Genomic DNA, 25,600 nt, shown 5'->3' on the forward strand with positions numbered 1-25,600 from the left:
AACAGTCTATGCAAATACAAGACAGATTTATGTCACCGCAATGGAAAGCACGCTTCAAAGGGTATGTACAGGTAACTAAGCCTGGCATCATTTTCGGGAATCTGATTTCCGTTGCTGGCGGTTTTTTATTAGCCGCCAAAGGCGACGTAAATTTGGTCTTGATGCTGGCTAGCTTAGTGGGATTGTCCTTGGTCGTAGCCTCGGGTTGCTCACTCAATAACTGTATTGACCGTGATATCGACGCCAAGATGCAGCGAACCTGCAAACGCGTGACCGTCACGGGCGAAATTGCCGTGGGTAACGTACTCGCGTTTGGACTCGCCTTAGGCGTGTTGGGCTTTAGCATCTTAGCCTTGTTTACCAATGCATTAGCCCTGCTATTTGCCGTTATTGGTTACATCGTTTATGTGGGGGTTTATAGCCTCTACATGAAACGTAACTCAGTGTATGGCACTTTAGTTGGCAGCTTCTCTGGCGCAGTACCGCCCGTGGTTGGCTATTGCAGTGTGACAGGGCAAATGGACATGGGCGCAGCTATTTTGCTGTTGATGTTCAGCCTATGGCAGATGCCACATTCCTATGCCATCGCGATTTTCCGTTTTAATGACTATGCGACAGCCAATATTCCTGTGCTACCGGTTGCAGAAGGCATGACCAAGGCAAAACTGCATATCGTGCTTTATATTGCTGTGTTCGCCTTAGTCAGTGCGCTGTTGCCACTCGCGGGTTACACAGGTATCGCCTTTATGGCAGTCACCTGTGCCACTAGCCTGTGGTGGCTTGCCATGGCATTAAAAGGTTATCGCCACGGCGTCGACATGCACCGCTGGGCTCGCCAAGTGTTTGGTTTTTCAATCATCACTATTACGGCGCTCAGTGTGACTATGGCGCTCGACTTCCAAGTCGTGAGTCAGGCGCCACTGCTCACCTTAGTGAAGTAAATCCTAAGCTTTCAGCTAGTTGTCTAGTCCTGAAATAAGTTGATAATACAAAAGCGCTAACCTAGATTAGCGCTTTTTTTCTCCCTTAAAACAGCCCCTGATGTATCACTTCTAAGTGAACATCATTCGCCACCACATGCCTGGCAGGCTAGTAAAGCCAGTCGTGTAGTGTTTTAACTCGCCATCTTTAAAGATCATAATGGTTGGCGTCGCCTGCAATGACCAATCACGGGCAATCTTGCTGTCACTATCGTTAATAGTGTCAAAGCCATAATCCTGATGCTGAAGATATTTTCTCAGTTTCTCATCCTCCCCCGAATTCATGGCAACCGTCACCACGGGGTAATAGGCCGACATTTGATTGACCGCCGGGCTGACAAAATTACACACAGGGCACCAAGTGCCCCAGAAGTACACCAATACCGCCTGATCTTGGCTGAGCGTGGCAATATCAAGCATCTCCCCAGCCAACGTCGTCCCTTGGAGCTGCGGCAAATTATCCCGCGGAATATCTTTGCCGCGCCAGATGTCCATCACGCTGGTCACGATAATGACAATGAGCAGCAAAAGTGCCAGCTGCTTAATCCAGCCCAATATGCGTTTAGGTAAAGATGTCGAAACTTGTTCGGCGCTCATATTTTCAGTTTCCTTTGGCGGCATCTTAACTGCCCTTCTGCGTCTTATCTTTAGCGGCAATCGCGGCTTCAAGCTGCTCTTTTAACACTTCGTAAGGCACTAATCCGGGAATAAGCGTATCGGCCACTATCATACTTGGCGTGCCACCTATGCCTAACTCATTCATTAATTTCACATTATCATCGACCATTTTAGCGACGCGCTCATCTGTGTTGCCGACCCAGCGCTCGGTTGCCGTCAGTTTAGCGACCTTAGCGATGGCGGCGGCATCGAGTCCACGCGGGCTCGACATCAACATATCCTTCACCTTGAGATACTTTTCAGGCTCGTTTAACCAAACCGTTTGGGCAAAATCGACCGCCATTTTGGAGCCTTCGCCCTGCAGCGGCACCATTTTGACTATGATTTTTAACTGCGGAAATTCTTCAATCAGCTGGTTCAGCGAAGGCTCGATTTTCTTGCAGTATGGGCAGTTAAAATCGGTGAAGTACACCATCTCAATCTCAGGTGTCGCAGCGCCCTTCCACGGATCGCTTTTGATCTCATACATGGCTTTATGATGGGTCACAAGACTGGTTTGCATGGCTGTATTTGCCCCCTCTTGCTCCCTTGCTTGCCACGCAATAATCGCCTCTCTCATTAGGTCAGGATCATTGATCAAGGCATCTTTAAGAATCGCTCGCACCTCTTGTTGCTGCGCCGCCGATAAACTGCTGTCCTTGGCATAGGCCATGGTGCTCACCGAAGGCAAGGAAACCACCAGCATTGCCATGGCGACAACCGAGACAGCAAACATCTGCAACTTGCGATGTTTGAATAAAGAGCTAAATTTCGACATTTTGGTGCCTCCGATGACTTGAGTATTCTGCATTGATTCAGTGATGTTTTGTGCTTCAATTGTCTGTTTCATAATCAATTTCCATTGTTTCAGGTCAGGGGCTTCCTGACCTGAGTATTTGTTGAGTGTCACTCGGCGAGCTACCGTACGAGATTGGCTAGTGATATTGCCGAGTGAACGGCTAGTCGTTAGCGTTATTTCCCTGCCGCTACGGATGACTTTTCAGGGGACGCAGAGGCCTGTTCAATCGCAGCAAGCACAAGGTCAGTCGATAGAATTTCCGGTAACTCAATCCCTTGCGGTGCACCCGGGCCGTAAACCACGTTGAATGGCACCCCGAAACGATTATGGCTTTGCAGGTAGTGAGTTATGGGCTCAGAAGGCGTGGTCCAATCGCCCTTCATCGGCAAAATATGCGGCTGTTGCAACAGGCTATAGACTGGATCTTGCAAGATCACGCCAACTTTATTGGCCTTACAGGTAATGCACCAATCGGCAGTGACATCGACAAACACAGTTTTGCCTTTGGCAACCTGCTGATTAATCAATGCTTGATCCAATGGCGTCCAAGCAAGATCCGCAGGTAAAGGTTTAGCCCACTGGTTCGCCGTCATAAATGCAATAACCGCCGACAGTAAAATGCCGATACCTAAGCAGCTCACAATAGCAATCGCGCCATATTTCTTAGCCATAAACACCATAAATATCAGTGTAATGACACCCGCTAATGGCCACAGGTAGAGCACATCAATAAAGCTGGCCAACAGGCTAATCAGCCACAAACTGGTGATGAGCAACATGCCGGAGAAAAACACTTTGACTGTATTCATCCAGCGACCGGGTTTAGGGAAATAACCCGCCACTTGCGGAAATGCCGCCACAATCAACCAAGGGAACGCCATACCCACGGCCAACGCGGTAAAGATGGCAAACAGGCTCAGTACATCGGCGCCCAAGGCGAAGGCGACCGCAGTCCCCAAAAATGGTGCACTGCACGGTGTCGCCAGCAGCGTCGCAAACATGCCTTGTAAAAAATGGCCGCTGTTATTATTGCCGCCCGTTGTCGCCAACTTGGTTTGCACGTTAGAGGGTAAGTTGATCTCAAACACACCTAACATATTGAAGGCAAACACTGTGGTCACCAGCGCCATAAAGCCGATAAACCAAGGGTTTTGGAACTGCACACCCCAACCAATCGCTTGACCCGTGAGCTTAAGCATTAAGATAAAGCCAGCCAGTAACCAGAATGAGGCCAATATCCCCAGCGCTGATGCGATGAACTGTTGGCGGATTTGATTACGCTTCAGATCAGGCGCAGCAACCACTGAACTGAGCTTCATGCCGAGAACGGGTAACACGCAGGGCATGACGTTTAAGATCAAACCACCGATAAGCGCTAACAAAATCATGCCAAATATCGAGGTACTTGCTTGGGAAATCACCACAGGCTTAACCTCGGCGCTGTATTCCAACGCCCGCTCGCTATCGGCGACAGTTATGTTCAGTGATTTACCCAAAACTTCAGGCTCGCCCAGCCAACTTTTACCGCTAAAAATCCCAATCAATTGCTTGCCGTTAGCATCTCTTTCGCTTGGCTTTAAGCTCACTAGCTTGAATGTGGTATCTGGCTCGCCATCGATAATCACGGTTGGACTCTGCCAGTTGGCATCATTGAGTCTGACTTCAAGTTGACCTTTGGCGGCATCCCAACCCATTGTCACCGCAGGATTCTGGCCCTCTTGGGACAACACTTTTTGTGGCACAAGCGACACGGCCTTGTTATAAGCCAACATGGCATCGGTATCCGCTTGCAGCGCATTGGGCGTGAAGTCGAGACTAATCTGATAATCCGTCAGTACACAGATAGTGGTACAGGTCGACAAGGTCACTTTGCCACGCAGCTGAGTTGGAGCAGCGATATCATCGACTTTTAGGGTTAAGGGAAAGGTGGTATTACCTTTGTAACCAAAGGTTTGTAATCCCAATAATGAGAATTCCTCTGGCGCTGGCCACCTCCAATCTACTTGCTGTAGATTGCGAGAGCCATTCCATTTTATCGTCGGCGCGATACCGCCTTCACCAGGGCTGCGCCAATAGGTTTTCCAATCACCCTCAAGTTGTACTTCAAGCACCGCGGGCAAAGTATTCGTTGCGGGATCAACTTCGCCCGTCAGCATAAAGCGTACTTTGGCTGGCGGGTGATTATCGTTAACTAACCACCCCGTCGATGCGGCCAATAGCGACGGGCTCGTCACTATTAAGGCGAGTATCCAGAATCTGGTTAACATGGATTTTAATGTACTCATTTTGTCCCCATTGGCATGAACCGTTCGTTATGCCCTGTAAATGCTTGCTTTACTGCTTAACTCTGCCCCCATTACAAAGGGCGTGATGGCTTAAGAAAAATCAGTGTGATAGCAGGCTTAATTCAAGAAATTTGATAGGAGAGAGGATGTGTAAAAGCGGACGTTCTGCAGCTGGGTAATGGTCCTTTTAACCGGTAAACGGGTAAGAAAAGCCAACTATCGAGCTAGAGAATGGGCGTCAGAATAAACTCACCTATCAGTTTGATAAGTAAATTATTTCTATTCTTGAAAGCGACAGAGAGTGAGATGTATTCGCCTAGGTTTAGCTTGATAACCTTGTATGGGTAACAGTGTTATCACGCGGGAGGCGCGGGGAAGTAACGGCAGTAGGAACAACAGGATAAGAAATGGGATGCTACTCGGAGTGTCGATACAGGTTCGGATCGATTTCTCAGACAATTCACATTTTTTAGGATCGCTTTTGACCAGCTCAGTACCCGCCATTTGGGCATCGACGTGACTAGCCATATTGCTTGAAGCTGAGCTGCTGTTTAAAGCTAAACTTGAGTTTAAAACTGAGTTGGCGCCAAAACCAGCTCCAGAAAAAGACGTAGCCGACATCGCTTGCGCGCTCGACTCTTTGAGCAACAAGTTAAGTATTCCACTGTTTTGAGTCAAACAGAACAAGGTCAGAATGGTAAACACCATCACGCCCCATAAGTTGCCTGTTTGCTTAGTCAATAACGTAAAAATTTGGATTTCTCTTCGTCTTATTCTTTGATTATAAAGATAAAAATAAACGTCTATTAACAGCTAGCTGCAGATAAGACCGGCGGATTGTAACAATAGTTCATCAACAAGCAAATTATTTTGGCTTGCCTGAGTCAAACCATAGTCCACCATTTCAATAAAACCGCGCTTTGCTGACGGATAATTTGAGTAACAACGACCTAAGTTCTTACCATCATACCCAACAAGTTTTTATGCTCTAACATATTGATTCTAAATAACTAGCCACAACTTAAGCAAAGCCCGCCAGAGTGACTCTTGTGCAGGCTTATTAATGACTGGAATCAAACTTTTTGCCTAAAAGATAAATACAGACAAAGCTTATGCAGAAAACCCACCATCAATCATCAAGCTCGCCCCTGTGATATAGCCCGCTTCTGGGCCCGCAATAAAGGCGACAAAGCTAGCGATCTCTTCGGCTTTACCGTAACGCCCTAGTGCGCCTATCGCCTTAACGGGCTCAGATGAATCACCGTTATCAGGGTTCATATCGGTATCCACAGGTCCAGGCTGAATATTGTTCACCGTAATAGCTCGTGGGCCTAAATCCCGCGCTAATCCCTTGGCCAAACCGACTAAGGCCGATTTACTCATGCCGTAAATCGCACCACCTACAAACGGAATACGCTCAGCGTTCGTGCTACCGATATTGATGATGCGGCCGCCGTCATTCATGTGCAGCGCGGCTTCTTGGCTCGCCACAAACACACTGCGCACATTAATGTTAATGGTTCGCTCCCAGTCCTCTAACGTCAGGTTCTCGATGCTATCCCAAATCAACGTGCCCGCATTATTGACCACTATATCTAAGCCACCGAAATGCGCTTTGGTCTCGCGGATGGCACGACGAATCGCCTCCGGCTCTGTGCTGTCGGCCTTAATGGCAATGGCTTGACCGCCATGAGTGATAACTTCGTCCACCAGCAATTGTGATTGGGCCTCAGATGACACATAGGTAAAGGCAACCGCTGCGCCGTCACTCGCTAAACGTTTAACAATGGCGGCACCGATACCACGACTACCACCTTGTACAAAAGCCACTTTACCTTGCAGATTATTCGACGATTTCATAGTTTGCTCACTCAATAGGAGGTTAAGGTTTATTGTATAGAAAAACCTTTTTAATCAATTACAAAATGACGTTCGCTTGTACGTTAACGCTCATTTTCATACTGTGGTAGTAGCTTACGCGATTCACTTGCCATGATTAAGTCACTAAAATGACCTTCACTAAGTCCTATAAGGAATTAATTGCCGTGATAAATAATCAATTTGTTGAGATACGCCATTTCGTCACAGTTGCCCAGCTCGGCAGTTTTACCTTAGCGGCACAGGCGTTAGGCATGACTGGTTCGGCGCTCAGTAAAAGCATAGTGCGATTAGAAACCCGCTTAGGCACTAAGCTACTGCACCGCACCACAAGGCGTGTAAGCTTAACCAATGATGGCGATTCGTATCTCACAGATTGCCAAAATGCCATGGCAATCCTAGACAATGCACAGAGCCGACTCGGCAGCGAACAGCAAATTCCCTCAGGTCGAGTGCGAGTGGATTTACCCGTCACTTTTGGGCGGCGATATATACTGCCAACCCTATTATCACTATCGCAAAAATATCCCAAGCTCGAGTTATCCATTACCTTTAACGATAGAGCGACTGACTTGTTCAGTGACGGCATTGATTTGGCGGTGCGTGTCGGACAACTCGGCGACACTGTGGATTTAGTCGCCCGTAGATTAGGAGAACAACGCCGAGTGATCTGCGCATCTCCCGCCTATTTCGCTCGACTTGGCACTCCACAAGGCAAAGAAGATCTCAGCCAGCACCAATGCATTGTCGGCTGGCCGCTTGGGCAGCAACATCGCTGGTTACTTAAAAATGAGGATGGGATCATCGAGGCTTATGACATTCCAGTACGCCACGAAATCGCTGATTGCGAAGCCATTTTAGCGGCCACACTGGCGGGAGTGGGTTTAGCGCAAGTGCCAATATGGTTGGTTGAGGACTATCTTAAAACTGGTGAACTTATCTCGGTACTGGACGAACTCGCCAGTGACGACACACCCATCCACTTGATTTGGCTTAAAACCCCTTACCTCCAACCAAAGCTACGGGTGATCATCGAAGAACTGGTCGACTTAGCGAAAGCGCCCAAAAGCAGATTTAAGGCAGGATAAGTAAAAGGCCTCGACTAAGCGCGACCTTTCACTTTGGGACTAACGGCTATTTATTTTGATGTACAGATTGGTCATAGAGAGTGATCGCTTTGCTGAGCGCGTCAAAATCCGCCGAACACAAATACCGCTTTAAGCTTTCAAACTTTTCGGCAGGCCAATCGTAGATTTTTAACACCAGTAACTCAGTAATAACGTCTTTATCAAACCGATACTTGATTAATTTCGCGGGTGATCCCGCCACAATACTGTAGGGTTCGATATTTTGGGTGACAACACTATTTGCGGCAACAACCGCACCTTCACCTATCGTCACACCTGGCATCAACATACATCTCATGCCTAACCAAGCCCCATCACCAATATGAGTATCACCTTTGCCTACGTAGGCATCCTCGATGAAATCCATAAAGGGGTATAAACAAAACCAATCTGCTCTATGCGTATGATTTCCGCCCATTAAGATCACAACTTCGGCAGCGATACACACATAATTACCGATATAAAGTTTATCGATAGACCACTTAGGTTCCCACTCACGGCTCACTTCATCGCCATGAAGATATCTCACCGCTGCTCCCTCAAAGCCAGCATCCCAGCAATCACTGTAATAGCTATGCTGACCTTTGACTATGATATTGGGATTGGTGACCACCTCGTGCAATAACTGAACTTTTGACCAATGCTTGTTCCGCATTGCAAATCCTCTTTATAAACAAAATAGTTAATACGAAACATAATGTTATGAGAAGTTTCACATTAGAATAGTCAGTGAATACGCGGCTGTTTTAGCAGAGGAATGAGTTTCATATAAAAAATCACAAGTGGGTATAAAAAAGAAAATAGCCCATAAAACTGAAATATCGGCATGGGCTAGCCGTTGTCACTGAAAGCATACAATGTTCGCGATGAGAAAAATCTTCGCTATTTCATCGCGGCTTTTACGTAGACATCGAAACGGTTTTTCTTGGTTTCAATAACCGTATTAGGTTTAACCCCATCCAAATCTTCGGCATAATCAGGGCGCTTAACGACGACACGTTTAGTTGCTAAAGCTAAAGCTGGGGTGAGTAAGCCATCGGCATCTAAATCGGCACCGACTAAGGATTGGAATACACGCATTTCTTTTTTAACAAGGGCCGATTTATCACGGTGGGGGTACATAGGATCGAGGTAAACCACATCCACCTCTTGTGCCAATTTCGATAGTGCTTCTAGGCTAGATCCATGAAATAGGCGCATCCGCTCACGCATCCAATCGCCAATTTCAGCATCTTGATAGGCGCGGCGTAAGCCATCTTCAAGTAATGCGGCAACCACAGGATGACGTTCAACCATAGTTACTGTACAACCAAGGCTTGCGAGCACAAATGCATCGCGCCCTAAACCCGCAGTGCCATCGACCACACTCGGTGTTACCCCTTGCTTTAATCCCACCGCTTTAGCGATAGATTGGCCACGACCGCCACCAAACTTACGTCTATGAGCGACGGCGCCAGTCACAAAATCCACCACTATGCCATCGAGCTTAGGCTCATCGCGTTTATGCAGTGATAAAGTATCTGATTCAAAACGCAATTCGAAGGTCGCATTCGCATCGTAGACGAGTTGCCAACGTGCACAAATATCCACAAGTGTTGGGTATTGCTGATTGAAAAAAATCGGGGTCACAGGCTGTCTTCTAACCAACGAAAATGATGGCCATTATGCCTAAAAATCTCGTTTATGAATATGCTAGTAAGCAAAACACATCACCAAGCTCATCACTGTATTAGCCAATTTGTCTCAGTGCGCCCTTAATAATTCAAACAAGTATCACACTGTAATATACTGATTTATAAAGGCGGCAATCTATTTGTATAACAGTTTAGTGATTTATGTTATATGTTACGTCCCCAGCCAACCTGCGTGACTTCCGTACGGGATAAGGACTTTTTTTGCTTCAATGGCTAAAAGGTTTTTTGTTTATCAGGGAGCAAGATTTTTTAAATCCTGACAAAACTATATTAAAAACCAGCTTATTGCGGATTATTCTGCTCAGTGGTGCCATCTTGACCACTAGCATAGTGCTGCATAGCTCTTTAATTGCGTATGAGTTAAACCTCACTTTCATTATCAGCATTACGGTCAGTTTTTTAACCGTACTATTCCTGTCTTTATGGTTTACGCGCAAATATTTACTCGTCAGCTCTATCAGCCTGCTGGCTATGGTTATTGCAGCCTGTTTATCTATGCTGTTGTTTATCCCTGACTTTAACTTATCGCAGGTGGGTATTACTTTCTTATATACCTTGCCCTTGATGGCGCTTTTCCTGTTTGGCAGAAAAGTCGCTTTTATTATGATGTGTTTCAACGTATTGCCTTTTTTACTGCTACTGCGTAACCAAAACCTGCCCCCCATTATTGATATTGATATCAGCCTACCTGCGACCCACGCTTATCTAAACGGTTTGCTGTTTATGTTTTTTAATATCTGCATCCCGTTGTCGGCAATGCGCCTGCTAAAAACCCAGAAAATCCATGCGCAGCAAATGATCCAGCATCAAAATGCACTGCAACATACATTAGATCAATATGCTGAAATCTTTGAAAATAATGGTACAGCCTCCTTCTTCTGCAATGAGGATGGAGTCATTCTCAACCTGAATAATGCCGCGAGGGAAATCGCTGGAGAAGTCACACTAAACAGCACTCGCCTATGTGACATTTTTGAACTTACCGAAGATACCAGCACGAATTTACTGGCGGCCTCGTTTCCGACCCATTTAAAGAACAATAACAGCACTAAATATCTGCTGCAAAAAGCCTCATTACAGCACCATGATACTTTGTTGTTTCACTGCCACGATGTCACTGAACAGGCTAACCATGCGATTGAGCTGAGTCGACTTAAAAAGCACCACATCAGCACGCATTTCTATGATTTAGTGACGGGATTACCCAACGAAAATCACTGGTATAACCCAGCGCCAAGCTTGATCCATCAGGAAATGACCGTAGCCTTAATCAAAATTGATAATCTTAGCCAAATTAATGCTGCTTTCGGTATCAGCGTCGGAGATGCCATCCTAAAAGCCTTTGCTATTGAACTCAAAAATCGCTTTGGTCATATCGCAAAAATATACCGATTTAGAGGAGCATCGTTTGCACTCGAGTTTACTAGCCTGCCGCTTATCTCCCCTGAAAACCTAGCGCTACAATTACGCGAGCGTATTCCAACAAACCTACAACTTAAGCAAGAACAACAGACTGAATATCATCTCGAGTGCAGAGTCGGTTGCAGCTCAGGTAATAAAGCCTCACCGCAGCAAGCCGCAGAGCAATGTTTAATTGCCATAAAACAAACCACCCAAGCTAGCCCAGTGATGGTGTATTACATTGGTTTGATTAACAATCTTCTCGAAGCTTCATCGCAAAAAGCCAGAATCCGTGACGCACTGAAACACAACCGCCTTGAAATGTGGCTGCAACCTAAAGTGATGGCCAATGGCCACATTACTAGCTTTGAAGCGCTAGCCAGAATGTTTGATGAAGACGGCACTATGATCATGCCGAACACTTTTATCCCCATCATAGAGTCATCTCAATTGCAGGCGATTTTTGCGATAAAAGTCTTCAGGCAATTACTACAACTGATCCGTTCTTGGCCTAAAAATGTACCTCTGGTCAGGATTGCCTTTAATTTATCTGGGCAAGATATTCTGTCGGATCGCTTCTTTAAAGTGTTAATCCAAACCTATATGAATCATCCTGAACTCATCCCATTGTTGGAAATTGAAATTACTGAAACCTCTGTATTTTCAACCCATAAAGAAACAGGCCGACGCCTAAACACCTTAGCTCGCATGGGGGTTTCTATCGCTATTGACGATTTTGGCACTGGCCATGCGTCATTAAGCCAGCTCATTGATATCAGTGCCGACACAATTAAAATCGACCGTTACTTTGTCAGTCAAATGGGCATTAGTGAACGCCATACCCAAATTGTTAACGCTGCCATCCTGTTAGCCAAGAGCTTAAAACTCAACGTCATTGCCGAAGGTATCGAAACCGAAGCCCAGTTATTGCAACTCACTGCGCTAGGATGCGAACAATTTCAAGGTTATTTATTCGGTAAACCCGCACCAGCGAATCTCTGGCTGAAAACCTTTCAAATGCAAACCCCCACACATTGGTTTGCCAATAAAAAGAGCGCCAACTGAGGCATTAAATTTACGCCTAGAAGCATCGCAGGTATAATTGGCGACTGGCATTTGCCTCTCTTTGCTATGTTTGCAAATTACTAGGATTACCCCATGTTAAGTTACCGCCATGGTTATCACGCTGGCAATTATGCCGATGTGTTGAAACACGCCATCTTGCTACAAACCTTGCAGCTGATGCACAAAAAAGACAAACCACTCGTGTATATCGATACCCACGCAGGTGCGGGTGGTTATGCTTTAAGCGATGAATTTGCACAGAAAACAGGTGAATACCTCGAAGGTGTAGCTAAGCTTTGGGATAAAACTGACCTACCACAATCGCTGCAGGACTATGTCGCCGCCGTGCGCCATTTTAATGAAGAAAATCCAGAAGAACTCAACTTCTACCCAGGTTCACCCGCCATTATCGACATGGAGCTAGGGCCTAAAGATCGCATGGTCTTGCACGAGCTGCACAGCACTGATTATGTGTTATTGGATGATTATTTCTGCGAAGACAGACAAGTTAAAGTGATCAAAGGTGATGGCTTAAAAGGCCTTATCGCCGCAGTACCACCATTAGAGCGTCGTGCTCTGGTGCTAGTCGATCCTAGCTACGAGATGAAAACCGACTACCAAGATGTGGCCGAAACCCTGATAAAAGCACACAAACGTTTTGCTACGGGTGTGTTTATCCTGTGGTATCCAGTCGTAAATCGCGCTCAGACCGAAGGTATGCTATCGCGCCTAACCAACAGTAGCATTAAACGTCAACTGAGAATTGAACAAGCCATTAAGCCCGATTCAGATGAATTTGGCATGACTGCGGCAGGATTATGGATCATCAATCCACCTTGGCAGTTAGACGAAATCGCAACTGAATTAATGGATTACTTGGGTAAAACACTTGGACAAGTGGACGGTAGCATTACCGTAAAATGGGAAGTCGGCGAGTAACCTTCGACTCAAATAGCGGCGATGATCTCCGGATTTTCGCCACTTCATTTCAGCTTGCTAAACGTCCTTCTGCTCGCGGTAACGCTTCAATAAAATTTTCACACGCTCAACATAGGCTTGGGTTTCAGGATAGGGCGGAATGCCATTATACTGAACCACGGTCGTCGGCCCCGCATTGTAAGCCGCGCAGGCCAATGCGACATCACCATTGAACTGTTTTAGCATTTGTGCCAAATACTTACTGCCACCTAAGATATTCTCTTCAGGCAAAAATGCATTTGCCACACCCATCTCTTTTGCTGTTTCTGGCATCAATTGCATTAATCCCATGGCGCCAGTTCGCGAAAGTGCACGCGCATTAAAGGCTGATTCCGCGTGGATCACAGCGCGGATTAAGGCGGGATCAAGTTGATGCTTATGGGCTGCATGGGAGATCAAGGCATCATAATTAGCGGTAAATAGCCGAATACCATTCCAGTCTATGGTCGAATCGGGACGACAGGCAAAACAGTCATATAACAAAATTTGATACTGGTTATTTGCGGGGGCTTTGTCGGTAAATACGGTGACACCATTAGCTTGTTGGTATTGATAAATTTTGAGTTTTTCTAGACCTTCACTACTCACTATGCCGCTCTGTGAGTACCGCGCCACAATACGCGGCTTAGCTTTTTCGCGCGCCTCCTCAGCATTTGCATTTATCATCAAACTCGATATCAATAATAAGCACAGGCCTAGCCCCTCAAATCTGCAGGGCAATGAAAAGGCTGCAAAAGTCAGTGTACGAGCAAGCGCTGAGCGAGTAAGCAACATCAAAGTCCCGTGTACTGATTAAGTTTAAGTACTTCAATAATAGCAAAGAGTTGCTTCATTTCTCGGTTTATCTGACTAAATTCTACTGAAAAGGTTGCGCCATGAAAAATGGACTGCATTTGAAAATGCGTTCTGCGATTCGGCAGGAACAAAGTCAATTTATTGCGGAAAAATGCACATTGAATATTGCCATCGAAATGTTTGGCAAGCTCCTGTAAGCGCTCCATAAATGCCGTATTGAGCAAATAACGTGACTCGATTTGATCCGTTGAAAACACGTCGAACTCTTTTTCAAATTGCGGATCTTCAAGTTTGACTCGTACCAGTCCCGCATGGCTGTCGGACAGGAAATTGGCTAAACCACCGCGATCCCTCAGCACAACAGTATGACCCATAAACGCTTTATGGCTACTCAGCTCAACCACTAAGCCACGAAACTGGGTTTCCGTGCGGGTCACAGTTCTGCGCCTGCTGGTACTGACATCCAGCTCTTCGACTTGTACATTCTTGGTCAGGGTAAGCTCATTGACCGCCAACTCAACGCCCTTATAGCAGCCTTGTATATAGTCACCGAAGCTGACTTTGTCGTATCGCGGCAATACTTTAGCCGCAACGAGTCGATTCATGTCGAGGCGCATTTCGCGGCTATAAATAAAATCATCGCCGAAATATTTAAACATCAGCGGATAAATATCATTTTGAACCAAATGCTTAAACTCACGAGTCGGAGCAAAGCTCCACCAGCTTAATCCGACTAAAGCAAGCAATGGCAAAGGCGGGAAATAAGCGCCACCGCTGTAGTAGCCAATAACGGTGAGCAAGCTCAGCCCAAGCACTATCATCAAACTCAAATACAAACGTTTACGCGCCGCCTTAAGGCAAGCCACACGCTTAGTTTCATATTTGCGACTGATGGGCGCGATATGTTCTTCGTAATACGCTTCGAGTTGAGGTAGTTCGTCCAAATCCGCAGACAAACCAACAGGCCCCCGATAAGTCCGAATCGGGCTACCTAAAATAAAAGTGATGATATTCATATTGATGTCATAGTATTGCAGGGTGATAACTCACCCTGCACAGCTAAGCTTACAAGTATTCGGCCGCATCTATGGGCGCTTTTGCCGCTTCGCTCACCTCATAGAATGGCATCACTTTAATACTCGCCATAGAAGCGATAATCGAGCCGGGGAAGATTTCTACCGCAGTATTAAGCTCGGAAACTGCCGAGTTATAAAAACGCCTCGCAGCTGAGATATGTGCTTCGACCTCGTTATAGGTCTGCATCGCCTGCAACATAGTGTTGTCGGACTTGAGCTCAGGATAGTTCTCCACATTCACCATCAAGGTACTCATTTTGTCGTTCAACCGCTCAGCCTGAACTAAATGTTCTTTAACTGCGCTAGGGTCGGCCTTGTTGTAATTATGGCTTAGCAGAGTACGCAATTCGGTGATTTCAGTGAGCAGTGACTTTTCATGCTCCATAAATCGTTTAGCGATTTTTAGAATATTAGGCACAAGGTCGGCACGCTTGGTCAGCTGTACATCGATACCCGACAAGGCTTCGAGCGCTGTATTGCGCTTTTTGACTAGGCTGACGTACCAAAGATAGGTCACGATAAAAATCAGCGTTAATCCCAATAACAATTTTTCCATCTTCCATCCTTAGGTTTCTTATTCTTGTTAATAGGATACAGCTAACCATAAATGAGTGAAAATTTCACCTGCGGGCTGATTAAGACAATGAAATTACTCGCTGGTCAGAGCTGGCGATGTTATCTAACGAGCAATCATCAACGAAACTGGCCATATTCAACGATGAAAAGTGATCATCTGCATAAAAAACAGCATTTAACCTATAAATTTATCGATATTCAGCTCCGATACAGCAAACAACGTCTATAGTGATATGGCACAACATTAGAGCATCCAATTTTGCTCGTGAATACTGGACTCCTCGAGAGTCCATTTTTTTATCCTAATTTTCGCCCTCCTCACTTCAACACAGTCAATAGCAACATTTAAGTTTCAATTAAAACTTAACAATCATACTTTGCCGCTAATTTTTTAACTTTTACCTTAGCTTTCACTCCGAGTCTTGCATCTAGAGTTATCCCCTCAGCCACGTCATCCACAATCGGCCGTCGGCAATGTCTCGAGTCTGTTATAGGGTCAAAATATTGCGCTGCGTAAAGGTCGACATAAAGGAAGGACGATGAGTTTTAATTCCGGCGATATTCCCCCACAAAAAGCTTCTGAACCCAATCCACAACCGGGCGATATCAGCTCTAGTGGTTGGTTTATACGTTTTCTCAATATTGTTGAACGCTTAGGCAACCTGCTGCCCCATCCAATCACCTTATTCGCACTGTTCTGTGTTGCCGTAGTCATTATTTCAGGTATTGCGGGCTACTTTGGGTTAACCGTGGTCGATCCTAGACCTATTGGCTCACACGGCCGCAGTGCCGACGGTTTAATCCATGTGGTGAGCCTGATGAACGCCGAAGGTTTGCGGATGATAGTCTCGCATCTAGTGACCAACTTTACCGGCTTTACGCCGCTCGGCACTGTGCTCGTGGCACTACTCGGCGTCGGGATTGCCGAACGATCTGGCTTATTATCTGCGGCTATGCGCGCCTTAGTCATGGGTGCCTCTAAACGATTAGTCACTGTGACCATAGTATTTGCCGGCATTATGTCCAACACCGCTGCCGAGCTTGGCTATGTGGTACTTATCCCTATGGCGGCGATGATTTTCCACTCCCTTGGCCGCCATCCACTTGCAGGTTTAGCTGCCGCTTTTGCCGGGGTTTCAGGAGGTTATAGCGCTAACTTATTGCTTGGTACTGTCGATCCCTTGCTATCGGGCATTACCGAAGCTGCGGCGCGCATGATAGATCCTCAATACAACGTCGGCCCAGAAGTAAACTGGTACTTCATGTTTGTCTCCACCTTTGTGATCACTTTCCTTGGCGCCTTTGTCACCGAAAAAATCGTCGAACCTAAGTTAGGTCAATACCAAGATGATGATGCAGACGAAACCGTACTGCAATCAATGGAGAGCATCAGTGCTATTGAGAAACGCGGCTTAAAATGGGCTGGGTTATCTATGTTAGTGCTCGCGGTTATTTTAGCGATTTCAGTCGTACCAGAAGGCGCACCGCTACGCCATACTGAAACCGGTCTCATCTCAGGTTCGCCATTCCTCAAGGGCATAGTCGCCTTTATCTTTATCTGTTTTGCCATACCTGGCTTTATTTACGGCAAAGTCGTGGGCAGCATCAAAAATGATAAAGATGTCATCAATGCCATGTCCCACAGCATGAGCACTATGGGCATGTATATCGTCCTCGTCTTTTTCGCCGCGCAGTTTGTCGCCTTCTTCAACTGGAGTAATTTAGGTGCAGTATTGGCGGTGTTAGGTGCCGATGCTCTGCAATCCATTGGCTTGACGGGCCCGATCGTATTTTTGTTCTTTATTACGCTCTGCGGCATTATCAACTTGATGCTTGGCAGTGCCTCGGCCCAGTGGGCCATTACCGCTCCTATTTTTGTGCCTATGCTGATGCTGGTTGGTTATGCGCCCGAAACGATTCAAGCGGCGTACCGTATTGGGGATTCGGTGACTAACTTAATCACACCTATGATGAGTTACTTTGGTTTGATCTTAGCGGTTGCCTGTCGTTACCAGAAAAACCTAGGGATAGGTACGCTGATCGCCACTATGCTGCCGTACTCGCTCGTGTTTTTCGTGGGTTGGACAGCATTCTTCTTCCTGTGGGTATTTGGCTTTGGTCTGCCCGTTGGGCCGGGAGCCGCGACTTACTACACGCCTTAACCGCAATAAAAAGGGCGTCGATGATGAAGTCGACGCCCTTTCTTTATTCGATAGCTTTAGTCGTATAGCCATTCCATTAACAGACTGCAGATCATCAAAAAAATACCTAGATTAAACACATAGGTCTGTAGGGTAGATTTTAATGTCGAGTCCTCAGCTTGCGACACTATCTGGCTCACTGACATAAAAAATAATTGAGGTGCTAACCCCATGCCCACAAATAACACAGCAGCACCGACACAGCGAGTTAACTCTGGTAGTACAAGCTCCTGCAAGTAAAATGCATAAACGCCATAGGCCAAAAACGCCAGCGCTATACCATGGCATATCATTCCCACGATAAGTTGCTTAGTGGCAAGATTACCCCACGAAAACACCATGTCACTCCTACACTCAGCTTAACCAGAACTATTGATACTATTGGGCGCGAAGTTTATCTCGCTTACGATTAATCTGCACCCACACAAACCAACCAAATAAAATACCGCCAATGGGATAAATATAGAGCGCTCTTTGCAGTTCCGCCCAGAATGGATCGCCCGAGATAAAATAATGTATTAAGGCGACCACGAGGGACGTCAGCATACCCCAGAAAAATACGCCAAAGACCAAAATGACGTACATCTTACCCTTAGCAATGAGTGTATCTAGTTTTTGCAATTCCAACGCAGCATCATCCATGTTTCGTCCTCTTAACTGCCTCAGCGCAATATGCCAGAACTCGCGCACAATGCCTATCCATCTTTATAACTAACAGCATTAAAATAACAAAAAGCCCTGCAATTGCAGGGCGTTAGTTTAGAATTTTAGAAACGATCGAGCTTATTCAGCTGAGTTTGGCTTCTGTTCTTTACCTTTCTTCTCGCGCTTACTGAAGAGACGCTCCACTATCACGAAGAATAATGGTACGAAGAAGATCCCTAGGAAAGTCGAGCTCATCATACCGCCGAGTACACCTGTACCAATGGCGTTTTGACTACCAGAGCCTACACCGGTACTGATAGCTAACGGCACAACACCCAGACCAAAGGCTAGAGACGTCATTAAGATGGGGCGAAGACGCACACGCACCGCATGCAAGGTCGCCTCGACTAAGCCTGAACCTTTCTCATAGAACTCTTTGGCGAATTCCACAATCAAGATGGCGTTCTTAGTCGCTAACCCTACTGTGGTTAACAGCCCCACTTGGAAGAACACGTCGTTTGGCAAGCCGCGACCATTCATTGCAATCAAGGCACCGATGATCCCGAGCGGAACCACGAGCACAACAGCAAAGGGTACCGACCAGCTTTCATAGAGTGCTGCCAATACTAAGAAGACCACTAAGATTGACAGAGCATACAGCGCTGGCGCTTGGTTACCCGATAGACGTTCTTCATAAGATAGACCGTTCCACGCGACACCAAAACCAGGAGGAAGCTGCTTGGCTAAGTCTTCCATAATTGTCATAGCTGCACCGGTACTGAATCCAGGAGCCGTGGCACCTTGAATGTTCATCGATGGTAAGCCGTTAAAGCGTTCTAAACGTGGAGAACCGTATTCCCATGCACCAGTAGCAAACGCAGAGAATGGCACCATGTCACCCTTGTTATTGCGCACGTACCAAGAATCTAAATCTCCCGGTTGCATACGATACTGGGCATCACCTTGCACATATACTTTCTTCACGCGGCCACGGTCAATAAAGTCATTCACATAAGAACCACCCCAAGCCGTTGCAAGCACATTGTTCACATTAGTGATTTCAATGCCTAACGCACTCAACTTAGCGTGATCTACATGTAATTGATAAATTGGCGCATCTTCTTGACCATTTGGACGCACACCCACCAGATTTGGATTCTGTGCCGCCATACCAAGCAGTTGATTACGTGCCGCCACTAACTTCTCGTGGCCTTGGCCGTTCTTATCCTGCAGGTACATGTCGAAACCGTTCGCCGTCCCCAACTCGATTACCGCAGGCGGTACGAAGGCGAATACTAAGGCATCTTTCATCTGACCGAACACACCCATAGCGCGACCAGCAATAGACTTCACATCCATACCAGGCGCTTCACGCTCAGACCAATCCTTCAAACCAACGAAGGCGATACCCATGTTTTGCCCTTGACCCGCAAAACTGAAGCCTGCCACGCTAAACACCGATCTCACTCCCTCCTCAGCCATAAAGTGATCAGACACTTTCTCCAATACTTTTAAGGTGCTTTCTTGAGTCGAGTTAGTCGGCAAAATGGCTTGCGTGAACAAAATACCTTGGTCTTCATCTGGTAAGAACGCCGTAGGCATACGGATAAAGATCCAACCCACTGCAATAACCAGCACAACGTAAATCGCCATCACTCTAAAGCCGCGCTTGATGATCCCAGCAACGCTCGACTCATAACGATTAGTCAGTTTATCGAAACTACGGTTAAACCAACCAAAGAAGCCAGTTTCGATATGAGCATGGCCCTTCTTAATCGGTTTGAGCATAGTCGCACAAAGTGCAGGAGTTAAAATCAAAGCAACTAGAACAGACAACGCCATCGCAGATACGATAGTGATAGAGAACTGACGATAAATAACCCCCGTTGAACCTGACATAAATGCCATAGGGACAAACACTGCGGAGAGGGTCAGACCGATACCGACTAAAGCACCGGTAATTTGATCCATCGACTTACGCGTCGCTTCCAGTGGACTTAAGCCCTCCTCGGCCATTACCCGCTCGACGTTTTCCACCACCACAATCGCATCGTCCACCAGCAAACCAATGGCGAGCACCATAGCAAACATGGTTAAAGTGTTAATCGAGAAACCCGCTAACGACAGAATCGCAAAGGTTCCCAGCAATACCACAGGTACTGCAATAGTCGGGATCAAAGTTGCGCGGAAATTTTGCAAGAAGAGGTACATGATGATGAACACTAGTACAATAGCTTCAAGCAGGGTATGCACTACACCTTCTATCGATTTTTCAACGAAAGGCGTTGTATCGTAAGGATAAACAACTTCTAGCCCTTGCGGGAAGAAAGGTTTCATCTCAGCAATTTTTTCACGAACGGCTTCAGCAGTATCAAGCGCGTTAGCACCCGTTGCCAGTTTAATCGCTAACCCTGTCGCAGGTTGACCGTTATACAGTGACACCACAGCATAACTTTCAGAACCTAATTCAACCCGTGCCACATCACTTAGGAAGACGTTTGCGCCTGAAATATCCGATTTAAGGATAATTTTGCGGAACTCTTCTGCCGTTTGTAAGCGGCTTTGAGCCGATACCGTTGCGTTCAACTCTTGGCCAGCCACAGAGGGCGCGCCACCTAACTGTCCAGCTGAAACTTGAGCGTTTTGAGAACGAATCGCTGCTATAACGTCTAAACTGGTCAAGTTGTATTGAGTCAATTTCAACGGATCTAGCCATATACGCATCGCATATTGGGCACCAAACAGCTGAATTTCACCTACGCCAGGTACGCGACTCATAGGATCTTGAATGTTCGCACCAACATAGTCGGCGATATCGCCTTTATCTAACGAACCATCGGTCGATACGAAGCCTAATACCATTAAGAAGCCTGAACTCGACTTGTTAACGTTAACCCCTTGCGCCTGCACCTCTTGCGGTAACAGGGTCATAGCGCCCTGTAACTTGTTCTGTACTTGAACCTGTGCAATATCCGGATCGGCTTCAGCGTTAAAGGTTAAAGTGATCTCAGCATTACCAAAACTGTCACTGGCTGAGGCGATATAACGGAGGTGATCGATACCCGTCATACGTTGCTCAATCACCTGAGTCACAGAATCTTCAACAATCTTAGCGGAAGCGCCAGGATAGTTAGCACTGATCACCACGGTCGGTGGTGCAATGTTAGGATATTGGGACACTGGCAGCGAGCGGATCGAGAGGATCCCCGCCAGCATAATAATCAAGGAGATCACCCACGCAAAGATGGGGCGATCAATAAAAAAACGTGCCATAGCTATGCCCTATTGTGCTTGCGTTTCAGAAATAACTTTGGTGGTTACTGGAGCGCCGGGACGAACTTTCTGTAATCCTTCCACAATCAACTTGTCGCCCACAGTTAAACCAGAAGTGACTCGCCATTGGTTGTTAATCACTTCTGCGGTCGTCACTGTTTTCGCTTCGACTAAACCTTGGTCATTCACCACCATAGCCACAGCTTCACCCTTAGAGTTACGCGTAATCGCTTTTTGTGGAACCAAGATAGCCTGTGGATCAGTACCCGCATTTAACATAGCGCGAACATACATGCCAGGTAACAAGATACCTTCAGGGTTAGGGAATTCGGCGCGCAGAATAACTGAGCCAGTGTTTGGATCCACGCTCACTTCAGCGAACTGCAACTTACCCGGATGACTATATTGAGTGCCATCTTCAAGCAATAATTTCACGTCTGCATTTTCTGAAGCTTGTAGCTTACCTTGCTGCAACTTAGCTTTAAGACGTAACAACTGAGCACTCGATTGCGCGATATCCACATTGATAGGATCAAGTTGTTGAATCGTCGCCAGCGTTTGGCTCTGGTTGGCAGTGACTAACGCACCCGCAGTCACACTCGATTTACCGATACGACCAGAGATAGGCGCTAATACTTCAGTATATTGCAGGTTGATTTTAGCGGTGTTAATCGCAGCTTCAGCCACGGTTACATTCGCTAATGCTTCTTTATAAGCCGCTTCAGCTTCATCGAACTCTTGCTTACTGATGGCGTTGGTTTTTACCAATTGCTGATAACGTGCCGCCTTAGCTTTTGCTGAGGCTAAGCCCGCATTCGCTCTGGCTAAATCAGCATTGGCACTCACTAAAGCAGCTTTATAAGTTGAAGAATCAATCTGATACAAGGATTCACCCTGTTTCACATTGCCACCTTCAACAAAACTACGCTTAGTGATAATACCGTTAACCTGTGGACGAACTTCAGCCTCGAGGAAAGCTTTACTGCGTCCTGGTAATTCCACCTGAATCACTTGTGGCTGGGCAACAACATTAAGGATTCCCACTTCCATACTACGTGGACCAGCACCCGCCTGAGCGCTCTCTTCTTGAGGGCTGCAAGCTGCCATCCATAACGCCACGCTTATAACTGAGGCAAGTTTAATTGTCTGCCGCATGAGAACTCCTTCAAATATTAACTGCCCACATACCAGTACACTTATTGCGCTGACACGAGCCGTAATTGTAACTAAAATCAAATCCGTTATTTATCTCATAGCCTATATGAATCAACAAGGAAGATAACGAAACTAAATTGTAAACTAATGAAAATTTTCACTCATTCAGCATTACTATATTCATCGAATTGTTATTCGATTTAAAAAATCGGTTAACTTTGAGTGGCATTGTTAGGGAGATATGCCGTAAAACACCCAATAAGCCTACTCCATATTGAATATGTTGCAAATCTGTTCATATTCTAGACTTGCGGCAGGCCAAGGCCCACAGCTCAATGACGTTAGCTTAACCGTCACTTGTTGCAATAATTTGTACATAGAGACGAAAACGCAGCGCGCTTGTTTTTACTCAGGCCACTCTCAGCATCAAGTCGTTAAAAACGACCCTATTAAGACTGACAATACCGAAAGAGAGTAAGCAAAGAGCTGGCTTCAGACTGCTTGTGCGTAAAAACATGAATACATCCGATAGCGGATTGCTGTGCAGTTTATTACATCTACTATTTGTGCACGGCTAAAAGGCAGCGCCAGCGTTATGAGGTAACGCCACACAATTAAACAGTCACAAATAATAGCTAGCGGGCTATTTTAGTGGTTACCCCAAAACGGAGCAAACCCGAAATTCAGATTAATACCCCATTAAATGAAACTCAGACTCCCACAAATAATGCTTCTGTAATGACAAATATTGCTAGCAAAGCAATATTTGTCTATTAAAACTAATTTGTTCATCTTCAATCACAACTTAACAGGACTAAATTCGATTATCGCCCACGCTGCAAGCCAAAATACGGCTGATATCAGCCAAACAACGACCCGACTCCTGTTGCCACTGATTAAATACGGCTTGTACTTGCTTAAGCGCCGTTTGTGATGAAAAGCCCGCATCGACTAACTTATGTGCTTTAAAATAACCTTGTACATCATCGGTTAACAAAAAAGTATCTTTGCCAATACCGCGGAGAAAATAGGGACCCGTATTCCCGCCCAATCGAGTACCTCGTTTCTTTAAAAATGCCCACAACCCGATAATATCCTGCGTCGGCCAAGCGGCGATCAGCTGCGCCAAGCTGCCATGTTCGCGAGCAACATCGTGGATCATCAGAGCATTATCATAAATGGCTTGAGTCTTTTTAAGATGGCGAATCAAGGTCGCATCACTTGCCCGCGCTTGAATTTGCTCAGGCGATAACATTAATACTTTATGCGGTTCGAACCCAAAGAAAGACTTCTCATACTCGGGCCATTTGTTCACAACCACCCGCCATACAAAACCACTTTGAAACACCTGACGGCTCATCGCCGACAATAATTCAGCATCCCGATATTGGCGAATTTCATCATCAGACAGGCAACCAGACAATAAGGCTTCGAGTCCAGCAGGTCCGCCTTTGCGCTCACTGGCTCTGGCATAAATAGATGAAAAACGCTCTAACTGGCTCATATTATTACCTTTAAAATGATTAAATCCCGACACTTCCTATATGGGCTCATAATACCTATTTTTACCCCTGATGGATCACTTGGCTTTGCCAAGAAAAATTGTGTTTATTCCAGCATTTTTTAAGAAAACTCTTACAGCAAGCGCTTCAATTACGACTAAAGTTAAAACGTAAAGTCCGTAAAAGACTGGGTTTGGAGTGAGTGCCTATGGAGCTTTTTTATCACCCGTTATCACGCTATTCACAGAAAGTGCTCATCGCACTTTATGAAAAGCAGGCCAACTTCTACCCCAGAATCATAGATCTACGCGACCCTTTGTCCCGCAAGGAATTTCACCAACGTTATCCGCAAGCGCGAATCCCCCTGCTTAAAGCCCAAAATGAACAGCTGATACCCGAATCCAGCATTATTATCGAGTACTTAGATAGGCATTTTGAAAACAGTACCCAGCTGCTGCCACAAGAACCACAACGCAACTTACAGGTACGTTTGTTCGATCGCATCATAGACAATGATATTAACAACCCATTATTTCAATTAGAAAAGTTAAAGCACATAGAAGACAGCAATGAATTCGAAATCAAACAATTAGAGAAGCAACTACTGACACAGTTTCAACGCTTAGACGCGCAACTCACACAACATCATTGGGTCTGTGGCGACAGTTTTACCTTAGCCGACTGTGCACTCATCCCTTGTTTAAGCTATAGCTTCCAACATCTAAACCTGTTGGATTTAGATGAAATCGTGCGCTATTGGCAGCAGGCACAACTGCGTGGCGCTTGGATGTTAGTACAAGAAGAGGTGTTACTGGCTGAGATGGAGGAAACGGCAGGAATAAGAGGCATACCTTAGCGAGTAAGTCATGCCTCAACACAATCACATATTGCGTTCTTTCTTCAACTGCAAAAACGCTTTCCACTTCACGACTTCTGGCGGCAACTCAGGTGCAGGATCGGTATAACCCGCCTCTTTCACTAGTACATCTAACGGCACTTGCTTACCTTTGCACACAAACACACCGCGCACATGCACGATACAATGTAGGCCACGTTCGCTCACAAAGCGTTGTTCAATATAGAAATATTTTTCATCCCAACCGACGACTTTGGTTTCAATCTCAAAGGTTTTCAGCGGCTTAATATCGCGAATATAAGTAAATTCGGCGGCGTTGACTATCGGCATCCACTTCAACTTTAAGAAACGTTTCAGCAGACCCATCTCAGCCAACATATAAGTCCGCGCCAGATCCATAAACGCGGGATAGCGAGAATTAGTTAGATGGAAATTGATATCGCAATCGCTCGGTAAAGCACGATAAGTGATACGGCTTGTCCCTAGAAAATCGATCTTACGACAATGGCGCGTGCGCCAGAATAACAACCAAAACAAACGAAAATACAGATTCATAACGCGCCGCCCTTGAAATAAGAGCCACAGGCTAACAGAGGTCATACCACAGGGCAAGCGAGATATAGCTCACAAAAAAAGACGCCCTAAGGCGTCTTTTTA

General features: G+C 46.0%; 22 protein-coding genes. 6 read left to right on the forward strand and 16 right to left on the reverse strand.

Translation table 11 applies throughout. From position 1 onward, the window contains the following. Nucleotides 1-8 precede the first annotated feature (8 nt). Nucleotides 9-941, forward strand: coding sequence for a heme o synthase (gene cyoE / locus L5L97_RS12330; RefSeq protein WP_263182183.1), 933 nt, complete (start codon nucleotides 9-11; stop codon nucleotides 939-941). A 111-nt stretch (nucleotides 942-1,052) separates the two neighbouring features. Here cyoE and L5L97_RS12335 read toward each other — a convergent pair whose 3' ends face one another. The 5 genes from L5L97_RS12335 to L5L97_RS12355 all read right to left on the reverse strand — a co-directional run bounded on the left by L5L97_RS12335 (nucleotide 1,053) and on the right by L5L97_RS12355 (nucleotide 6,581). Continuing rightward, complete coding sequence (locus L5L97_RS12335) at nucleotides 1,053-1,577, reverse strand: protein disulfide oxidoreductase (protein ID WP_263182184.1); 525 nt, start codon at nucleotides 1,575-1,577, stop codon at nucleotides 1,053-1,055. A gap of 25 nt (nucleotides 1,578-1,602) precedes the next feature. Continuing rightward, complete coding sequence (locus L5L97_RS12340; protein ID WP_263147337.1) at nucleotides 1,603-2,487, reverse strand: DsbA family protein; 885 nt, start codon at nucleotides 2,485-2,487, stop codon at nucleotides 1,603-1,605. Between the two features lie 122 nt (nucleotides 2,488-2,609). After that, nucleotides 2,610-4,721 (reverse strand): protein-disulfide reductase DsbD family protein, encoded by a 2,112-nt coding sequence (locus L5L97_RS12345; RefSeq protein ID WP_263147335.1) that lies wholly within the window; start codon nucleotides 4,719-4,721, stop codon nucleotides 2,610-2,612. 279 nt (nucleotides 4,722-5,000) lie between these two features. After that, the gene (locus L5L97_RS12350; protein WP_263182185.1) at nucleotides 5,001-5,429 is read right to left on the reverse strand and encodes a hypothetical protein; all 429 of its coding nucleotides are present in this window, start codon (nucleotides 5,427-5,429) and stop codon (nucleotides 5,001-5,003) included. 402 nt (nucleotides 5,430-5,831) lie between these two features. After that, entirely contained in the window at nucleotides 5,832-6,581 is a 750-nt protein-coding gene (locus tag L5L97_RS12355; RefSeq protein ID WP_263182186.1) for a 3-oxoacyl-ACP reductase family protein, read from the reverse strand. A gap of 185 nt (nucleotides 6,582-6,766) precedes the next feature. Between L5L97_RS12355 and L5L97_RS12360 the strand changes: the two genes are divergently transcribed. After that, a complete protein-coding gene (locus tag L5L97_RS12360) occupies nucleotides 6,767-7,687 on the forward strand; it encodes a LysR family transcriptional regulator (protein WP_263182188.1) in 921 nt (306 codons plus the stop codon). A gap of 46 nt (nucleotides 7,688-7,733) precedes the next feature. Here L5L97_RS12360 and L5L97_RS12365 read toward each other — a convergent pair whose 3' ends face one another. Both L5L97_RS12365 and L5L97_RS12370 read right to left on the reverse strand, forming a co-directional pair. After that, nucleotides 7,734-8,381: a CatB-related O-acetyltransferase gene (locus L5L97_RS12365; protein ID WP_263182189.1), complete on the reverse strand. Its 648-nt coding sequence runs from the start codon at nucleotides 8,379-8,381 to the stop codon at nucleotides 7,734-7,736. Between the two features lie 227 nt (nucleotides 8,382-8,608). Beyond that, entirely contained in the window at nucleotides 8,609-9,355 is a 747-nt protein-coding gene (locus tag L5L97_RS12370; protein ID WP_063882138.1) for a class I SAM-dependent methyltransferase, read from the reverse strand. 266 nt (nucleotides 9,356-9,621) lie between these two features. Between L5L97_RS12370 and L5L97_RS12375 the strand changes: the two genes are divergently transcribed. Together L5L97_RS12375 and L5L97_RS12380 are read left to right on the forward strand one after the other, a co-directional pair. Beyond that, nucleotides 9,622-11,886 (forward strand): GGDEF domain-containing phosphodiesterase, encoded by a 2,265-nt coding sequence (locus tag L5L97_RS12375; RefSeq protein WP_105250693.1) that lies wholly within the window; start codon nucleotides 9,622-9,624, stop codon nucleotides 11,884-11,886. A 93-nt stretch (nucleotides 11,887-11,979) separates the two neighbouring features. After that, nucleotides 11,980-12,825 (forward strand): 23S rRNA (adenine(2030)-N(6))-methyltransferase RlmJ, encoded by an 846-nt coding sequence (locus tag L5L97_RS12380; RefSeq protein ID WP_263182190.1) that lies wholly within the window; start codon nucleotides 11,980-11,982, stop codon nucleotides 12,823-12,825. A 57-nt stretch (nucleotides 12,826-12,882) separates the two neighbouring features. Here the strand turns inward: L5L97_RS12380 and L5L97_RS12385 are convergent, their stop codons facing one another. The 3 genes from L5L97_RS12385 to L5L97_RS12395 are packed head-to-tail and all read right to left on the reverse strand — an operon-like array spanning nucleotide 12,883 to nucleotide 15,291. Continuing rightward, nucleotides 12,883-13,638 (reverse strand): lytic transglycosylase domain-containing protein, encoded by a 756-nt coding sequence (locus L5L97_RS12385; RefSeq protein ID WP_263162538.1) that lies wholly within the window; start codon nucleotides 13,636-13,638, stop codon nucleotides 12,883-12,885. Continuing rightward, entirely contained in the window at nucleotides 13,638-14,675 is a 1,038-nt protein-coding gene (locus L5L97_RS12390; RefSeq protein WP_131524448.1) for a DUF3137 domain-containing protein, read from the reverse strand. The genes L5L97_RS12385 and L5L97_RS12390 overlap by 1 nt, the downstream gene beginning before the upstream one ends. A 49-nt stretch (nucleotides 14,676-14,724) precedes the next feature. After that, nucleotides 14,725-15,291, reverse strand: coding sequence for a LemA family protein (locus tag L5L97_RS12395; protein ID WP_131524447.1), 567 nt, complete (start codon nucleotides 15,289-15,291; stop codon nucleotides 14,725-14,727). 559 nt (nucleotides 15,292-15,850) lie between these two features. On the opposite strand from L5L97_RS12395, the gene L5L97_RS12400 reads away from it, so the two are divergent. Continuing rightward, a complete protein-coding gene (locus L5L97_RS12400) occupies nucleotides 15,851-17,473 on the forward strand; it encodes an AbgT family transporter (protein WP_263182192.1) in 1,623 nt (540 codons plus the stop codon). Nucleotides 17,474-17,529: 56 nt separating this feature from the next. Here the strand turns inward: L5L97_RS12400 and L5L97_RS12405 are convergent, their stop codons facing one another. From L5L97_RS12405 to L5L97_RS12425, 5 genes are all read right to left on the reverse strand, one after another. Next, nucleotides 17,530-17,853 (reverse strand): hypothetical protein, encoded by a 324-nt coding sequence (locus tag L5L97_RS12405; protein WP_113940205.1) that lies wholly within the window; start codon nucleotides 17,851-17,853, stop codon nucleotides 17,530-17,532. Between the two features lie 37 nt (nucleotides 17,854-17,890). Continuing rightward, nucleotides 17,891-18,154, reverse strand: a complete 264-nt coding sequence (locus tag L5L97_RS12410) for a hypothetical protein (protein WP_263182194.1) — start codon at nucleotides 18,152-18,154, stop codon at nucleotides 17,891-17,893. A gap of 141 nt (nucleotides 18,155-18,295) precedes the next feature. Next, a complete protein-coding gene (locus tag L5L97_RS12415; RefSeq protein WP_105250702.1) occupies nucleotides 18,296-21,430 on the reverse strand; it encodes an efflux RND transporter permease subunit in 3,135 nt (1,044 codons plus the stop codon). 9 nt (nucleotides 21,431-21,439) lie between these two features. After that, entirely contained in the window at nucleotides 21,440-22,585 is a 1,146-nt protein-coding gene (locus tag L5L97_RS12420) for an efflux RND transporter periplasmic adaptor subunit (RefSeq protein ID WP_105250703.1), read from the reverse strand. 814 nt (nucleotides 22,586-23,399) lie between these two features. Then, nucleotides 23,400-24,089, reverse strand: a complete 690-nt coding sequence (locus L5L97_RS12425; protein WP_173497830.1) for a DNA-3-methyladenine glycosylase I — start codon at nucleotides 24,087-24,089, stop codon at nucleotides 23,400-23,402. Nucleotides 24,090-24,295: 206 nt separating this feature from the next. Here L5L97_RS12425 and L5L97_RS12430 point away from each other — a divergent pair, with 206 nt between their 5' ends. Next, a complete protein-coding gene (locus tag L5L97_RS12430) occupies nucleotides 24,296-24,943 on the forward strand; it encodes a glutathione S-transferase family protein (protein ID WP_131524442.1) in 648 nt (215 codons plus the stop codon). Between the two features lie 24 nt (nucleotides 24,944-24,967). Here the strand turns inward: L5L97_RS12430 and L5L97_RS12435 are convergent, their stop codons facing one another. Continuing rightward, nucleotides 24,968-25,498: a thioesterase family protein gene (locus L5L97_RS12435; protein ID WP_011791203.1), complete on the reverse strand. Its 531-nt coding sequence runs from the start codon at nucleotides 25,496-25,498 to the stop codon at nucleotides 24,968-24,970. Nucleotides 25,499-25,600 lie beyond the last annotated feature (102 nt).

Source organism: Shewanella sp. SM71, assembly GCF_025653905.1.
In the GTDB taxonomy this organism is placed as follows: domain Bacteria; phylum Pseudomonadota; class Gammaproteobacteria; order Enterobacterales; family Shewanellaceae; genus Shewanella; species Shewanella oncorhynchi.

Bases quoted from the DNA above. Each gene is read 5' to 3' on its own strand.
- L5L97_RS12400 (WP_263182192.1), top strand. From the start codon at position 15,851: ATGAGTTTTAATTCCGGCGATATTCCCCCACAAAAAGCTTCTGAACCC.
- L5L97_RS12390 (WP_131524448.1), bottom strand. From the start codon at position 14,675: ATGAATATCATCACTTTTATTTTAGGTAGCCCGATTCGGACTTATCGG.
- L5L97_RS12365 (WP_263182189.1), bottom strand. From the start codon at position 8,381: ATGCGGAACAAGCATTGGTCAAAAGTTCAGTTATTGCACGAGGTGGTC.
- L5L97_RS12345 (WP_263147335.1), bottom strand. From the start codon at position 4,721: ATGAGTACATTAAAATCCATGTTAACCAGATTCTGGATACTCGCCTTA.
- L5L97_RS12380 (WP_263182190.1), top strand. From the start codon at position 11,980: ATGTTAAGTTACCGCCATGGTTATCACGCTGGCAATTATGCCGATGTG.
- L5L97_RS12335 (WP_263182184.1), bottom strand. From the start codon at position 1,577: ATGAGCGCCGAACAAGTTTCGACATCTTTACCTAAACGCATATTGGGC.
- L5L97_RS12355 (WP_263182186.1), bottom strand. From the start codon at position 6,581: ATGAAATCGTCGAATAATCTGCAAGGTAAAGTGGCTTTTGTACAAGGT.
- L5L97_RS12340 (WP_263147337.1), bottom strand. From the start codon at position 2,487: ATGAAACAGACAATTGAAGCACAAAACATCACTGAATCAATGCAGAAT.
- L5L97_RS12395 (WP_131524447.1), bottom strand. From the start codon at position 15,291: ATGGAAAAATTGTTATTGGGATTAACGCTGATTTTTATCGTGACCTAT.
- L5L97_RS12405 (WP_113940205.1), bottom strand. From the start codon at position 17,853: ATGGTGTTTTCGTGGGGTAATCTTGCCACTAAGCAACTTATCGTGGGA.
- L5L97_RS12415 (WP_105250702.1), bottom strand. From the start codon at position 21,430: ATGGCACGTTTTTTTATTGATCGCCCCATCTTTGCGTGGGTGATCTCC.
- L5L97_RS12430 (WP_131524442.1), top strand. From the start codon at position 24,296: ATGGAGCTTTTTTATCACCCGTTATCACGCTATTCACAGAAAGTGCTC.
- L5L97_RS12420 (WP_105250703.1), bottom strand. From the start codon at position 22,585: ATGCGGCAGACAATTAAACTTGCCTCAGTTATAAGCGTGGCGTTATGG.
- L5L97_RS12435 (WP_011791203.1), bottom strand. From the start codon at position 25,498: ATGAATCTGTATTTTCGTTTGTTTTGGTTGTTATTCTGGCGCACGCGC.
- L5L97_RS12410 (WP_263182194.1), bottom strand. From the start codon at position 18,154: ATGGATGATGCTGCGTTGGAATTGCAAAAACTAGATACACTCATTGCT.
- cyoE (WP_263182183.1), top strand. From the start codon at position 9: ATGCAAATACAAGACAGATTTATGTCACCGCAATGGAAAGCACGCTTC.
- L5L97_RS12350 (WP_263182185.1), bottom strand. From the start codon at position 5,429: ATGGTGTTTACCATTCTGACCTTGTTCTGTTTGACTCAAAACAGTGGA.
- L5L97_RS12385 (WP_263162538.1), bottom strand. From the start codon at position 13,638: ATGTTGCTTACTCGCTCAGCGCTTGCTCGTACACTGACTTTTGCAGCC.
- L5L97_RS12425 (WP_173497830.1), bottom strand. From the start codon at position 24,089: ATGAGCCAGTTAGAGCGTTTTTCATCTATTTATGCCAGAGCCAGTGAG.